This window comes from Streptomyces sp. NPDC051909, assembly GCF_040681095.1.
Taxonomy (GTDB): Bacteria; Actinomycetota; Actinomycetes; order Streptomycetales; family Streptomycetaceae; genus Streptomyces.
Genome location: NZ_JBFAYA010000018.1, coordinates 11,802 through 24,420, shown reverse-complemented (window position 1 = coordinate 24,420; position 12,619 = coordinate 11,802). Strand labels below are relative to the sequence as shown.

Annotated in this window: 11 protein-coding genes; 8 read left to right on the top strand and 3 right to left on the bottom strand. The window is 74.6% G+C overall.

Annotated elements, in window-relative coordinates; genetic code table 11:
• A complete protein-coding gene (gene meaB / locus AB0M18_RS26215; RefSeq protein ID WP_365762085.1) occupies nucleotides 1–1,005 on the top strand; it encodes a methylmalonyl Co-A mutase-associated GTPase MeaB in 1,005 nt (334 codons plus the stop codon).
• 172 nt (nucleotides 1,006–1,177) lie between these two features.
• Complete coding sequence (locus tag AB0M18_RS26210; RefSeq protein ID WP_365762083.1) at nucleotides 1,178–3,304, top strand: SpoIIE family protein phosphatase; 2,127 nt, start codon at nucleotides 1,178–1,180, stop codon at nucleotides 3,302–3,304.
• Here AB0M18_RS26210 and AB0M18_RS26205 read toward each other — a convergent pair.
• The gene (locus AB0M18_RS26205) at nucleotides 3,297–5,531 is read right to left on the bottom strand and encodes an RICIN domain-containing protein (RefSeq protein ID WP_365762081.1); all 2,235 of its coding nucleotides are present in this window, start codon (nucleotides 5,529–5,531) and stop codon (nucleotides 3,297–3,299) included. The genes AB0M18_RS26210 and AB0M18_RS26205 overlap by 8 nt on opposite strands.
• A 148-nt stretch (nucleotides 5,532–5,679) precedes the next feature.
• On the opposite strand from AB0M18_RS26205, the gene AB0M18_RS26200 reads away from it, so the two are divergent.
• Nucleotides 5,680–6,651, top strand: coding sequence for a LacI family DNA-binding transcriptional regulator (locus tag AB0M18_RS26200; RefSeq protein WP_365762079.1), 972 nt, complete (start codon nucleotides 5,680–5,682; stop codon nucleotides 6,649–6,651).
• A gap of 23 nt (nucleotides 6,652–6,674) precedes the next feature.
• On the opposite strand, the gene AB0M18_RS26195 is transcribed toward AB0M18_RS26200, so the two are convergent.
• Complete coding sequence (locus AB0M18_RS26195; RefSeq protein WP_365762077.1) at nucleotides 6,675–7,193, bottom strand: hypothetical protein; 519 nt, start codon at nucleotides 7,191–7,193, stop codon at nucleotides 6,675–6,677.
• A gap of 190 nt (nucleotides 7,194–7,383) precedes the next feature.
• On the opposite strand from AB0M18_RS26195, the gene rpmB reads away from it, so the two are divergent.
• The 3 genes from rpmB (at nucleotide 7,384) to helR (ending at nucleotide 10,277) form a co-directional block, all read left to right on the top strand.
• Complete coding sequence (gene rpmB, locus AB0M18_RS26190) at nucleotides 7,384–7,620, top strand: 50S ribosomal protein L28 (RefSeq protein WP_365762075.1); 237 nt, start codon at nucleotides 7,384–7,386, stop codon at nucleotides 7,618–7,620.
• A complete protein-coding gene (rpsN, locus tag AB0M18_RS26185) occupies nucleotides 7,620–7,925 on the top strand; it encodes a 30S ribosomal protein S14 (protein WP_365762073.1) in 306 nt (101 codons plus the stop codon). Before rpmB ends, rpsN begins: the two co-directional genes overlap by 1 nt.
• A 177-nt stretch (nucleotides 7,926–8,102) precedes the next feature.
• Complete coding sequence (gene helR, locus AB0M18_RS26180) at nucleotides 8,103–10,277, top strand: RNA polymerase recycling motor ATPase HelR (protein WP_365762071.1); 2,175 nt, start codon at nucleotides 8,103–8,105, stop codon at nucleotides 10,275–10,277.
• Nucleotides 10,278–10,313: 36 nt separating this feature from the next.
• On the opposite strand, the gene AB0M18_RS26175 is transcribed toward helR, so the two are convergent.
• Nucleotides 10,314–10,850, bottom strand: a complete 537-nt coding sequence (locus AB0M18_RS26175) for a hypothetical protein (RefSeq protein WP_365762069.1) — start codon at nucleotides 10,848–10,850, stop codon at nucleotides 10,314–10,316.
• A 165-nt stretch (nucleotides 10,851–11,015) separates the two neighbouring features.
• On the opposite strand from AB0M18_RS26175, the gene AB0M18_RS26170 reads away from it, so the two are divergent.
• A complete protein-coding gene (locus tag AB0M18_RS26170; protein ID WP_365762067.1) occupies nucleotides 11,016–12,071 on the top strand; it encodes a hypothetical protein in 1,056 nt (351 codons plus the stop codon).
• Between the two features lie 74 nt (nucleotides 12,072–12,145).
• The gene (locus AB0M18_RS26165; RefSeq protein ID WP_365762065.1) at nucleotides 12,146–12,565 is read left to right on the top strand and encodes an STAS domain-containing protein; all 420 of its coding nucleotides are present in this window, start codon (nucleotides 12,146–12,148) and stop codon (nucleotides 12,563–12,565) included.
• Nucleotides 12,566–12,619 lie beyond the last annotated feature (54 nt).

Sequence of the window (12,619 nt, the reverse complement as noted above, 5' to 3'; positions counted from 1 at the left end):
ATGGCCATCGACATCGACACGTACGAGAAGGGTGTAAGGGACGGGAGGCGCGCCCTCGTGGCGCGCGCCATCACCCTCGTCGAGTCCACCCGGCCGCAGCACCGGGCGCTCGCCCAGGAGTTGCTGACCCGGCTGCTGCCCCACAGCGGCCGGGCCCGGCGGATCGGGATCAGCGGGGTGCCCGGCGTCGGCAAGTCGACCTTCATCGACGCCTTCGGCACGATGCTGACCGGTCTCGGGCACCGGGTGGCGGTGCTCGCCGTCGACCCGTCCTCGACCCGCACGGGCGGCTCCATCCTCGGCGACAAGACCCGGATGGAGCGGCTCGCGGTCGACCCGGCGGCGTTCGTGCGGCCCTCGCCCAGCGCGGGCACGCTCGGCGGCGTCGCCAAGGCCACCCGCGAGTCGATGGTGGTGATGGAGGCCGCCGGTTACGACGTCGTGCTCGTCGAGACGGTCGGCGTCGGGCAGTCGGAGACGACCGTGGCGAACATGGTCGACTCCTTCCTGCTGCTCACCCTGGCCCGCACCGGCGACCAGCTCCAGGGCATCAAGAAGGGCGTCCTTGAGCTGGCGGACGTGGTCGCGGTCAACAAGGCCGACGGCCCGCACACCACCGACGCCCGCGCCGCCGCGCGCGAACTCGCGGGCGCGCTGCGGCTCATGCACGGCCAGGAGGCCTTCTGGACGCCGCCGGTGCTGAGTTGCAGCGCCCGCGAGTCCACCGGCCTCGACGAGGTGTGGGGGCGGCTCGAGAAGCACCGCGCGCTCCTCGACGCGACCGGCCGGCTCGACGCGCGGCGCCGCGACCAGCAGGTCGACTGGGCCTGGTCGATGGTCCGCGACGAGCTCCTGAACCGCCTGCACGCCGACCCGGCGGTCCGGGCGCTCACCCCCGAGGTGGAGCGGCTGGTCCGGGACGGCGAGCTGACGGCGACGCTGGCGGCGGAGCGGATCCTGGGGGCGCTGGGCTCCGGAGCCGGAGACACCCGGCCGACCGGGTGAGGCGCGGCGGGCTCGCCGGCTGACGAGGCCGTACGGGGCGGGGCGCGGGCCCGGTCGGGGGCGCCGCCCCCGGCGCGGGCCCGACCGGCCTCCCGGCCCTTCCCGCCCGTCCCCGGCCCTTCCCCGGTCCTTCCCCCGACTTGCCGCGCGCCCGGCGGCTGCCATCGTGGTCTTGCGGGGCACACGTCTGCCCGGCGAGTCGGAGGTGGTGGCGACCGTGGGCGATGCGGAGCGCGGGGCCGAGGAACGGGCGGCCGAGGCGGCGCTTCTGGACGCCCTCTTCACCCAGGCGCCGGTGGGCCTGTTCCTGGTGGACCCGGAGCTGCGGGTGACGCGCTTCAACCACGCGGCGAACGGCATGCGGCAGGTGCCGGAGGAACGGGTGCTCGGTCACCGGATCGGCGGCTTCGCCCCGAGCCTCGTCACGGACGAGCTCCACGAGACCGCCCGGCGCGTCCTGGAGACCGGCGAGTCCGCGCTCGGCGTCCTGCTGCGCGGGCGGCGGCCCGAAGGGCCCGAGCCCGGGGACGGCGAGGAGATCGCCGTGTCCGCGTCCCTGTTCCGGCTCACGGACTCCTCGGGCAAGGTGCTCGGACTCGCCGCGCTCGCCGAGAACGTCACCGCCCGCGAGCAGGCCCTGGCCCGCCTGGAGGTCCTGCACCGGGCGCACCGCCGGATCGGCACGAGCCTCGACGAGACCGCCACGGCCGAGCAGCTGGCGGCGGTGGCGGTGCCGGACCTGGCCGACGTCGTGATCGTCGACGTGATGGGCGAGGTGTCCCAGGGGCGCCGGCTGCGGCCCGGCCGGGTCGGTCCGGGCAGCCCGCTGCGCCGTGCCGCGTTCCGCGCCGCCGACGGCTCGGCCGGGGACGTCGCACCGGGCGCGCTCGTCGAGCTCCCCTTCCCCACCCCGTGCTCCCAGGCCCTCGCCGATCTGCGGCCGCGGCTGGTCCCCCGGCTCGCCGCCGGCACCCCGGGGGCGAAGGCGTTCGGCGGTGGCGCCCACTCGCTGATCGCCGCGCCGCTCGTGGTGCACGACACGGCCCTCGGGATCGCGGTCTTCCTCCGCACCACCCGCCCCGAGCCCTTCGACGGGGACGACCTGCAGCTCGCCGAACAGCTCGCCACGCTCACGGCGCTCGGCATCGACAAGGCCCACGCCTACACCCGCGAGCGCACCGTCGCCACCGCCCTGCAGCGCCGGCTGCTGCCGTCCGCGCCGCCGGAGCTGACGGGGGTGGAGGCGGCGCACGTGCATCTGCCGGGCGACGACGGGGCGGACTGGTTCGATGTCATCCCGCTCTCCGGGGCGCGGGTCGGGCTGACCGTCGGCACGGTCGCCGGGCGGGGCATCGAGGCGGCGGCCACCATGGGCCAGCTGCGGACCGCCGCGCGGGCGCTCGCGGCCCGCGACCCCGCCCCGGACGAGCTCCTGTCCGGTCTCGACGAGGTGACCGTACGGCTGGCTCGGGAGGTCGGACCGGAGGGCGGGGCTGCGTCGACGCAGGTCGAGCCCCCGTCGGCGACCTGTCTGTACCTCGTGTACGACCCGGTGTCCGGGCGCTGCCGGGGCGCGAGCGCGGGGCATCCGGTGCCGCTGGTGCTCGGTCCGGACGGGCGGAGTCAGGTCTCGGAGATCCGGCCGGGGCCGCCGCTCGGCGAGGGCGGCGGTTTCTCCGTCGCGACCGCGGAGCTCGCCGAGGGCAGTCTGCTGGCCCTCTACTCCTCCGGTCTGGTCCTGGGCCGGGGCCGTTCGGCGGCCGAGGGCCGGGCCACCCTGCGGACGGTGCTCGGCGGCCCGGGCCGGACGCCGGCGGAGCTCTGCGACGACGTCGTGTACGCGCTCGGCGAGCGCCACGACCCGCGCACCGTGGACGACGCGAGCCTGCTCCTGGTCCGCACCCGGCGGCTCGGCGCGGACCGGATCGCCGAGTGGCCGCTGCGGCACGACCCGACGGTGGTGGCGGAGGCCCGCGCCCTCGCCGTACGGCAGCTGGCGGAGTGGGGTCTCGACGAGCTCGCCGACGACACCGAACTGATCGTCAGCGAGCTCGTCACGAACGCCGTCCGCTACGGGCTGCCGCCCCTGTCGCTGCGGATGCTGCGCGACCGTGAGCTCGTCTGCGAGGTCATGGACGGCAGCAGCACCACCCCGCACATGCGGCTCGCGGACCCCGGCGACGAGGGCGGGCGCGGTCTGTTCCTGGTGACGCACCTCGCCGGCCGCTGGGGCACCCGGTTCGCCGCCCGGGGGAAGACGATCTGGGCGACCCAGGAGCTGCCCCAGGACCTCAGGTGATGGTCCAGTGCTGGAGGGCGGATCCCGTGTCGGGCTGCTGGGTGACGCGGGCGCCGTCGCCGGTGGACGCGGTGGTCAGGAGCAGTCCGCTGCCGACGGAGGCGACGGTGTAGCCGCCGGACGGCAGGCGCGCGATGGTCCAGCGCTGGTTGGCGCCGCCGTGGCAGGTCCACTGGATGACCCGGGCGCCGGCGGCGGTGGAGCCGCCCTCGATGTCGGCGCACTTGCCGGAGGAGCCGTTGCGGAGCTCGTAGCTGCCGTCGGTCCGCCGGGTGAGGGTCCACTTCTGGTTGGCGCCGCCGTTCGGGCTCCAGGTGATCAGCTGGGTGCCGTTGGCGCTGCTGCTGTCGGGGTCGTCGAGTGCCTTTCCGCCGGTGGTGAGGGTGCGGACGCCGTCGAGGGCGGGCGGCGCGTCGCCGGTCGGGGTCAGGCCGAGGGTCTGCTCGGCGGCGCTGCGCCCGGCGCCGACCGGGCTTCCGGTGGTGTCGGTCCAGCTGCGGGCGGGCGTGGTCTCGGCGGCCGGGCGTGCGGGGTCGCCGGAGAGGCCGAGGACGAGGCCGCTGTAGCGGTTGACCAGGCGGTACGTGCCGGTGGGGGTGTTGTCGGCGGCCGAGGCGCCGGGGATCACGAACCACTCCTGGCCGGTGGCTCCGGTGCCTCCGGCCGGGGCGGTCACGGTGGGCCGGGTGCCCCAGGCGCGGGTGGCCGGGCCGCCGGCGGCGACCCCGAGGAGCTGTCCGGTGGCGGCGTTGGCGATGCGGTAGGCGCCGTCGCCCTTGGCCGTGAAGGTCCAGGACTCCAGCGCCGAGCCGGTGGGGGCGGCGACGGACGTCGTGGTCGTGGCGCCCTGGACCTGGGCGAGGACACGTCCGTCGGCGCTGCCGATCGAGAAGGTCCTGGTGGTGTCGACGGGCGCGGCGGGGCGGCTGCTGTCGATGCGCAGGTTGACGTACTCGCTGCTCGCGCCGCCGGAGCAGCCGAAGGAGCAGTAGGCGCGGAAGTCCCGGCCGACGATGCCGGAGCCGGTCCGGCTGCCGGCGTCGAGGAACCAGCGGTACCAGGAGGCGGTGGTGTAGCCGCCGGTGTCGCCGAGCCTGAACCACTTCTGGGTGGTGAGGTCGGCGGTGGCGTACAGCTCCTGCGGTGCCCTGCCGCTCTGGTCGACGGCCTGCGGTTCGCCGATGTAGAGCCCGAGGTGGGCGTTGTAGGTGATGTCCATGACGAAGAGCGGCGAGGTGGGCGGGGTCTGCCCGGCGGCGACCTGCTGGCTGACGGTGCCGGGGGTGGCGGGGTCGTACTCCTGGTCGGTGGGCACATAGCCGGTGCTGTCGGTCCCGACCGGGACCATGGTGCTCTCGCGTCCGCCGACGCCGGGCTGGGACCAGGCACCGCCGTACCACTTCTGCCAGGAGCCGGGGGCCATCTTCCGGGCGATGGGGGCGCGGGCGACGTGGCCGTAGAAGGCGGCCCAGCCGCCGCCCTTGTTGACGATGCGCGAGCCGTAGAAGACGTAGAAGTAGCCGGAGGCGGTGTCGGTGAAGAGGCGGGGGTCGCCGGTGCCGTAGTGGTACGTCTGCTGGGGGAAGGCGGTGGTGTCGCCGCGCCCGGTGCTGTACGGGGACGTGATCACGTGGTCCTTGACGGTCCAGGTGCGTCCCTGGTCGCGGGAGACGGCGTAGTCGATGCCGTCGTAGTGGATGCCGTCGGCGAAGGGCTGCGGGGTGAACTCGTTGTGCACGAGGCCGTACCAGTCGCCGGTGTCGGGGTCGACCCACATGCCGGTGAGGTCGCAGTAGTTGCGGTGGGCGTAGCCGCTGCCGGCGGGGGCGGGGGTGGATTCGACGCCGGTGGGGCTGTTGTCGCAGCGCCAGGTGGTGTCGTTGTTGCGGTCGGCGGTGTTGGCCGGGTTGACGGCGTCGCTGATCGCGGAGGAGCGGGTGGCGGTGTCGAGGTCGGTGCCGGTGAAGAAGTTCCACTGGCGGGAGTCGTTCGCGCCGTAGAGGGCGTGCGCCTGCTGGAAGTAGAAGGTGCCGTCCTTGTCGATGTAGGGACTGGCGGGGGTGTCGTCGGGGTGGGTCCAGGAGCCCTTGGCGCCGACGGTGACGGTGTAGGTGTCCTGGCTCGTGGCGGGGGCGGGGGCCGAGGCCGCTGAGCCGGCGGGGGCGGTGACGGCGAGCGCGGTGGCGGCGAGCAGGCTCGAGAGCCTGCCGCGACGTGGAGGATGCACGTGAACTCCCTGGGCGGGGGCCGGAGTTGCCGAACGGCCACGGACGATAGGGCTCATTTGACCGGTAAAACAAGAGGCGCGGCACAGTCCGGCCCCCGAAATCACCGCCCCTTGACCGCGGTTGGCGACGGGGCTACGGTGCGACGCCATGGTGACCATGCGCGAGGTGGCGGAACGGGCCGGCGTCACCAAGCAGACCGTGTCGAACGTCGTCACGGGACGGGTGGCGGTCCGCCCGGCCACCGAGGCGCGGGTGCGCGCGGCGATCGCCGAACTCGGTTACGTGCCCAACCTGGTGGCCCGTTCGCTGGCGACGGGCAGCACCCGCACGGTGGGGCTGTTCGTGCCGACGGTCTCGGCGCCGTTCTACGCGGACGTCGTCGAGGAGGTCGAGGACGCCCTGGAGGAGCGGGGCCACCATCTGCTGCTGTGCACGACACGGCTGGACGGCGAGCGCGCCCGGCGCCATCTGGCGGGGCTCACCAGCCGCTCGGTGGACGCGCTCCTGATCGCCGGGGACCAGGGGCTCACCGGCCATCTGCCGCTGCTCGCGGACGCCCGCTTCCCGGTGGTGCTGTGCGCGTGGGAGGCGCCGGTGCCGCCCGGCTTCCCGGTGGTCACCATCGACTACGCGTACGGCGGCGGGCTCGCCGGCCGCCATCTGCGCGAGCTGGGCCACGAACGGGCCGTGATCCTGGCGAGCCCCGCCCACTCCGTACGCGTCGAGGGCTTCCGGCGCGCCTTCGGCGAGGACTCCCCCGTCCATCTGTCCCCCGCCCCGGCCTTCCGCGCCGGCCTCGACACGGCGCTCGCCGCCCTGAGCGCCCACCCCGAGGCCACCGCGCTCTTCGCCACCCACGACGTCCTCGCGGCGGCGGCCACGGAGGCGGCCCGCGCCCTGGGCCGCTCGGTCCCGCACGACCTCTCGGTCGTCGCCCACGACGACACCCCGGAGGGCCTGCTGTCCCGCTCGACGCTCACCTCGGTGGTCCTGCCGAAGCGCGAGATGTCCCGTGAGGCGGTCGCCCTGGCCCTCGCCACCCCGCCGGGTGCCGTGCCGCCGCCCCGCCTGCTCCTTCCCCGTCTGACACCGGGCACGAGCACGGCGCCCAGGGCCTGACGGCTCCTCGAACCACGTCAGGGCTACCAGTACCGGGCGAGGGCGCCTTCCCGGTACGGGGCGGGGCTCACGCTGAGTTCGCCGGCGAAGGGTCGGTCGAGGACGAGGACGAGGAGCAGGCTGAAGCCGACGAGCGCGGCGACGGAGGCGACGAAGAGCAGCTGGACGCGCAGTTTGCGCATGCCGTAGAGGAAGGTCAGCGGGATGAGGACGACCGCGCCGCCGATCGCCAACACCTGGAGGAGCGGCGGGAGTTCCTGCTGCGCCATGGTGATGCGGGCGCGGCGCTGGGCGGCGACGTCGTTCAGGTGGCCGACGGCCTGCCCGTAGAAGACCTCCTCGCGCGGGGTCTTCGGGTCGTACGCCTGGAGCACGTCGAACGCGGCCCGCAGATGCGTCTCGGTCGCGCCGTACGCCGGCTGCCCGGCCCGCATCCGCGGCCACTGGTCCTCGACGACGGCGTGCACGTACCCGCTGAGCGCGTGGTCGAGGTCGGCGACGATGACGAACGCGAGGATGATCCCGTAGATCGCGCCGAACATCGGCGCCTCGAACCGCCTGTTGCACGGCGCCTGTGCCGGAAAGGGGGGCGCCCCGCGCCACGGGTCCACTCCAACGGGTGACGGTCGGGCCACGGCCACGGGCACGGGCACGGGCACGGGCACGGCATCAGTATGTGACAATGGTTTTCATTAACGTTAACGATGACCGTCGAGAGAGGCAGCCCCACCCATGTCCGCCCACTGCCAACTGACCGGCGCCAAGCCGGGATTCGGCAACTCCGTGTCCCACTCCCACCGGCGCACCTCGCGCCGCTTCGACCCGAACGTGCAGCGCAAGCGCTACTGGCTGCCGAGCGAGAGCCGGTACGTACGGCTCACACTGAGCGTCCGCGCGATCCGGACGGTCGACACCATCGGCATCGAGGCCGCCGTGGCCCGTATCCGCGCCCGCGGAGGGAGGGTCTGATGGCGAAGAAGAGCAAGATCGCGAAGAACGAGCAGCGCAGGCGCACGGTCGAGCGGTACGCCGCCCGCCGGGCGGAGCTCAAGGAGATCCTGCGCCGGCCCGGCTCCACCCCGGCCGAGCGCGCCGACGCGCTCGCCGAGCTGCGGCGCCAGCCGCGCGACGCCAGCGCCACCCGGGTGCGTAACCGCGACGCGGTGGACGGGCGCCCGCGCGGTCATCTGCGCCGGTTCGGCCTCTCCCGCGTCCGCACCCGGCAGCTCGCGCACGCCGGCTTCCTGCCCGGAGTCACCAAGTCCTCCTGGTAGCAGGCGTAGCGCGGGGCGCCGGGTCTCACCCGGCGCCCCGGAAAACAGAAGAGGCGAGGAACGCTCTCCTCGCCACTCTCAACTTATAGCGCACGGGGGGCCTTGCGGCAAGGCCCCCCTGGTGCCGCACAATCGCTCTCCTGACGCCGGAACCTGCGGAAATGGGAGCTTCACCACGTGCGTACGCATACGTCCGCGTTCGATCTGTCCGACATCCACTCCACCAAGGCCGACCCGGCGCTGATCGCCGCCGACGAGCAGCACTTCGCGGCCGTCGCCGAGAGCCTGGAGCAGTCGATCGCCGAGCTCACGGACCGGCTCGCCGTGCTGCGCAGGGCGCCGGGCGGGATCGGCCGGGAGGCGATGGAGCGGGACAACGAGATCCACCGGCTGACCGGCCGGCTGCGCACCCTGCGCCGCTTCGGCCTGGACCTGTGTCTGGGGCGGATCGTTCCTTCGGGTGGCGCCGACGGCGACCCCGTCTACATCGGCCGCCTCGGCCTCACCGACGCCGCCGGGCGGCGGCTGCTCGTCGACTGGCGCTCACCGGCCGCCGAGCCCTTCTTCGCGGCGACCCACGCCCGGCCGATGGGCCTGGCCAGCCGGCGCCGCTACCAGTGGGCCGGCGGCCGGATCCACGACTACTGGGACGAGGTGTTCACCGCCGACGGCCTCGAAGGGCACGCGGCGCTCGACGACCAGTCCGCGTTCATCGCGAGCCTCGGCTCCAACCGCTCGGAACGCATGCGGGACGTGCTCGCCACGATCCAGGCCGACCAGGACGCGATCATCCGGGCCGGTTCGCGCGGCGCGCTGGTCGTCGACGGCGGTCCGGGCACCGGCAAGACCGTCGTCGCCCTGCACCGCACCGCCCACCTGCTCTACTCCGACCCGCGCCTCGGCCACCGGCGCGGCGGCGTCCTCTTCGTCGGCCCGAGCCGGCCGTATCTGGCGTACGTCTCCGACGTGCTGCCGAGCCTCGGCGAGGAGGGCGTGCGCACCTGCACCGTGCGCGACCTGGTTCCCGAGGGCGCCTCGGCGGTGCCCGAGAGCGACCCGGCGGCGGCCCGGCTGAAGTCCTCCGCCGAGATGGTGCGCTCGATCGAGCTCGCCGTGCGCTTCTACGAGGAGGCGCCGACGCGGGCGCTGACGGTCAGCACCCCGTGGGCGGAGCTGCGGCTCACCGCCGACGACTGGGCGGAGGCCTTCGAGGCCGCCGACGGCGTGCCGCACAACGAGGCCCGCGAGCGGATCTGGGAGGAGCTGGGCAGCCTGCTCCTGGAGAAGCTGGACGAGGACACCGAGGTGCCGGAGGAGCGGTTCCGCACGGCGCTGCGCGCCGACCGGGAGCTGGCCGAGACGCTGCACGGCGCCTGGCCGGTGCTCGATCCGGCCGACCTGGTGGGCGACCTCTGGTCCGTGCCCGCGTATCTGCGTCTTTGTGCGCCGTGGCTGTCGCGGGACGAGGTGCGGCTGCTGCAGCGCGCCGAGCCCCGGGCCTGGACGGTGTCCGACCTGCCGCTCCTGGACGCGGCGCGGCAGCGGCTCGGCGACCCGGAGGCGGGGCTGCGGCTGCGCCGTTACGAGCAGGCGCTCGCCGCCCAGCGCCGGGAGATGTCGGCGGTGGTCGACAACCTGATCGCGGCGGCCGCCGACTCCGGCGCGGACGGGGACGACGGCGAGGGCCTGGTACGGATGCTGCGCGGCGAGGACGCGAAGGTCAGCCTGGTCGACGAGAGCGTGCTGCCGGGCGCCGAACGGGACGCGCTCGCCGGTCCGTTCGCGCACATCGTGGTCGACGAGGCGCAGGAACTCACCGACGCCGAATGGCAGATGCTGCTGCTGCGCTGCCCGTCCCGGTCCTTCACGGTGGTCGGGGACCGCGCACAGGCCCGGCACGGCTTCACCGAGTCGTGGCGGGAGCGTCTGGAGCGCATCGGTCTCGACCGGGTCGAGACGGCCTCCCTGAGCATCAACTACCGTACGCCGGAAGAGGTGATGGCCGAGGCCGAGCCGGTGATCCGGGCGGCGCTCCCGGACGCCAACGTGCCGGCCTCGGTGCGCCGTTCCGGCGTCCCGGTGCTCCACGGCCCGGTCGCCGGCCTGGAGGGGATCCTGGACGGCTGGCTGGCCGAGCACGCCGAAGGGACCGCATGTGTCATCGGCGGTCCCCTGGCGCGGGGCAGGGAGCGGGTCTTCTCGCTCACCCCGGAGCTGTCGAAGGGCCTGGAGTTCGACCTGGTGGTCCTGGTCGACCCCGAGCGGTTCGGCACCGGCGTCGAGGGCGCCGTCGACCGCTATGTCGCGATGACCCGGGCGACCCGGCAGCTCGTGATCCTCACGAGCGCCTGAGCCGCCCTCGCGGCCCGGGGCCGGCCGACCCCCGAGTCAGCCAGTCGGATGACCCCCGTGCGGAAGGTCGGCCCGGGTCGCGTGCATCTCCTGGAACAGGTCCCAGCCGCCGTCGGGCGTGGCGACGAAGCCCTGCCAGTGGAACGAGGCCGGCGTGACGTCGCCGAACGTCCAGCGCGAGAGCCGGCCCTCGGCGTCGGTGCCCTCCTGGATCATGCCGCCGGCGCCGTCGGGCCGCCCCGTCTGGGAGAAGTACGAGGGAAGCTTCGGCGAGAACCAGGTGATCTGCCACAGCCCGGTGGTGACGTCGTACATCCGCACCGTGGTGCCGGGGAACGGGCCGTGGAAGTCGGGGCAGTGGAGCACGTCCTGCACCACCCGGCCGCCGAGCGTCCAGCCGAACCGCCACTCGCCCGCCGCGGTGCGCCACTCCCCGTCCGGGAACCGGTAGCGGTTCTCGATGCGCCAGGTGCCGACGAGTCGGCCGTAGAGCATCAGCGCCTCGGCGTGGTCCGGGTCGGGACCGTCGGCCGAGAGCAGTTCGAGCATCGAGCCACGGGAAGACGCGGTCATCACGGGTCGAACCCCCTTCTGACGGAACGCGGTTGACCGGCCGAGGGTAACCCGCGGATCCGGCCCCAGGACCGGGCCTAGGACCGGCCCTGGACCGGCGGCGCCTCCCGCCCTACGCCTCGCGCCCGTTACGGCGCCCCCGTGGTCCGGCCTACCGTCGCCCGTATGGAGACGACTGGCACGCACACCACCGACACCACCGGCGTCCTCGACGAGGCGCTGGAGCGGCTGCACTCCACCGGGCCCGAGCGGCTCGGCCGGCTGACCAATCACGCGCCGATGGCCGTCGAGGCGCTGGCCGCGCACGGGCAGGCGCGGGCGGTGCACCGGTGGCTCGACCGGTACGCGCCGAAGCTGGAGGAGTTCCCGGCCGGGCTCGCCCCCGTCACCGCCGGGAACCGGCAGGAGGCCCTGGGCGACCCGCGCCGCGCCGCCGACTGGATCGGGCACTTCGGCCGGGAGCTCGACGGGCGCCCCTGGCAGGACGTCCTCGCCGAGTGGTGGCCGCGACTGCTGCCCGGCATGTACGGGGGCTCGACGCACCCGGTGATCCGCGTCGGCCACGCCGTACGCACCCTCCTCGCGGACGGCGACAGCGGTACGGCTCCCGGCCCGCGGCTCACCGAGCTGGCGCACGGCCTCGGCTACTGGGCCGCCCGGCACCGCCCCGTCACCGGCGTCGCCCCGCTGCCGGGGACGGACGGCGCCACCGCGTCCGCCGCGCTCGACGCGGTGCCGCGCATCGACGGACAGGAGGGCGGTCTCCCCGACCGGCTCGGGCAGGTGGCGCGGCTGCCGGTGTGGGCGACGTCCGTGACCGGCCCGGAAGCGGCGTACGAGCGGCTCACCGAGCTCGTCCTCGCCGCGACCCACCGCTATGCCACCCACGGCCACGGCGAGGAGACCATGCTGGTCCACGCCGCCACCGCCCCCAACGCCGTCCTGCGCACCCTGCCCGCGCTCCCCCGCGACCTGTGGGCGGCCGGCCTGCACGCCGCGTGGACGGCGTCGGCGGCGGTGACCGCGATGTACGCGCCGGCCGAGGCCGTCGTCCCCGCCCCGCCCGGCCGCCTCACCCCCGAGGAGGTCTTCGAGCGCGCCCTCGCGCACGGCGACGAACACGTGATCAAGCTGACCGACACCGCCCTCGACATCCCCGACGAGCTGTCGCTCGCGGCGGCCCTGCGCGCCGTCGAACTCAGCGCGCCGCCGCACCCCTGACCCCACCCCCGCGGCCGGGCCCCCGGTCGCATGAGCGGCCCGGATCGGGGCAGGCGCCCAGCGGAGGTGCCGCCATGGTCCCCGTGGAGTTCGAGCCGCAGGGCGGGGAGCCGGACCCGAGCCCGGCCGGCCAGGAGCCGCGGACCTACCGTGCCCCGGCGGGCACGGCCTGGGTGGTCCGCGAGACCTCCCCGGCGCCGGACACCGTGGTGCTCTCGGCGACCGGGGAGTTCGACGTCGACACGGTCGGCTGCCTGCGCCGGGCGCTCGCCGAGGCCCGGCACTCGGGCCCTCGGCGGACCGTGCTCGACATCTCCCGGATCGGCTTCGGCGACTCGTCGTTCCTGCACGAGCTGCTGACCGCCCACTTCGCGCACGGGCGGCTCGTCCTCGCCGGACCGGTGCCGCGGCAGCTGAAGCAGCTGTTCGCGATGACGGGGACGCTGGGGCTGTTCACCATCGTCAAGGATCGCGCGGTGCTCGGCTTCGCCTGATCATGGTGCGTGAGGCACGAGGCACGAGGGTTGTCGGGTCCGGCGGAACCGGAC

Excerpts from the sequence above, each read along its gene's own strand:
- rpsN (WP_365762073.1), top strand. The coding sequence starts at position 7,620 with ATGGCGAAGAAGAGCAAGATCGCGAAGAACGAGCAGCGCAGGCGCACG.
- meaB (WP_365762085.1), top strand. The coding sequence starts at position 1 with ATGGCCATCGACATCGACACGTACGAGAAGGGTGTAAGGGACGGGAGG.
- AB0M18_RS26200 (WP_365762079.1), top strand. The coding sequence starts at position 5,680 with ATGGTGACCATGCGCGAGGTGGCGGAACGGGCCGGCGTCACCAAGCAG.
- rpmB (WP_365762075.1), top strand. The coding sequence starts at position 7,384 with ATGTCCGCCCACTGCCAACTGACCGGCGCCAAGCCGGGATTCGGCAAC.
- AB0M18_RS26170 (WP_365762067.1), top strand. The coding sequence starts at position 11,016 with ATGGAGACGACTGGCACGCACACCACCGACACCACCGGCGTCCTCGAC.
- AB0M18_RS26175 (WP_365762069.1), bottom strand. The coding sequence starts at position 10,850 with ATGACCGCGTCTTCCCGTGGCTCGATGCTCGAACTGCTCTCGGCCGAC.
- AB0M18_RS26195 (WP_365762077.1), bottom strand. The coding sequence starts at position 7,193 with ATGTTCGGCGCGATCTACGGGATCATCCTCGCGTTCGTCATCGTCGCC.
- AB0M18_RS26165 (WP_365762065.1), top strand. The coding sequence starts at position 12,146 with ATGGTCCCCGTGGAGTTCGAGCCGCAGGGCGGGGAGCCGGACCCGAGC.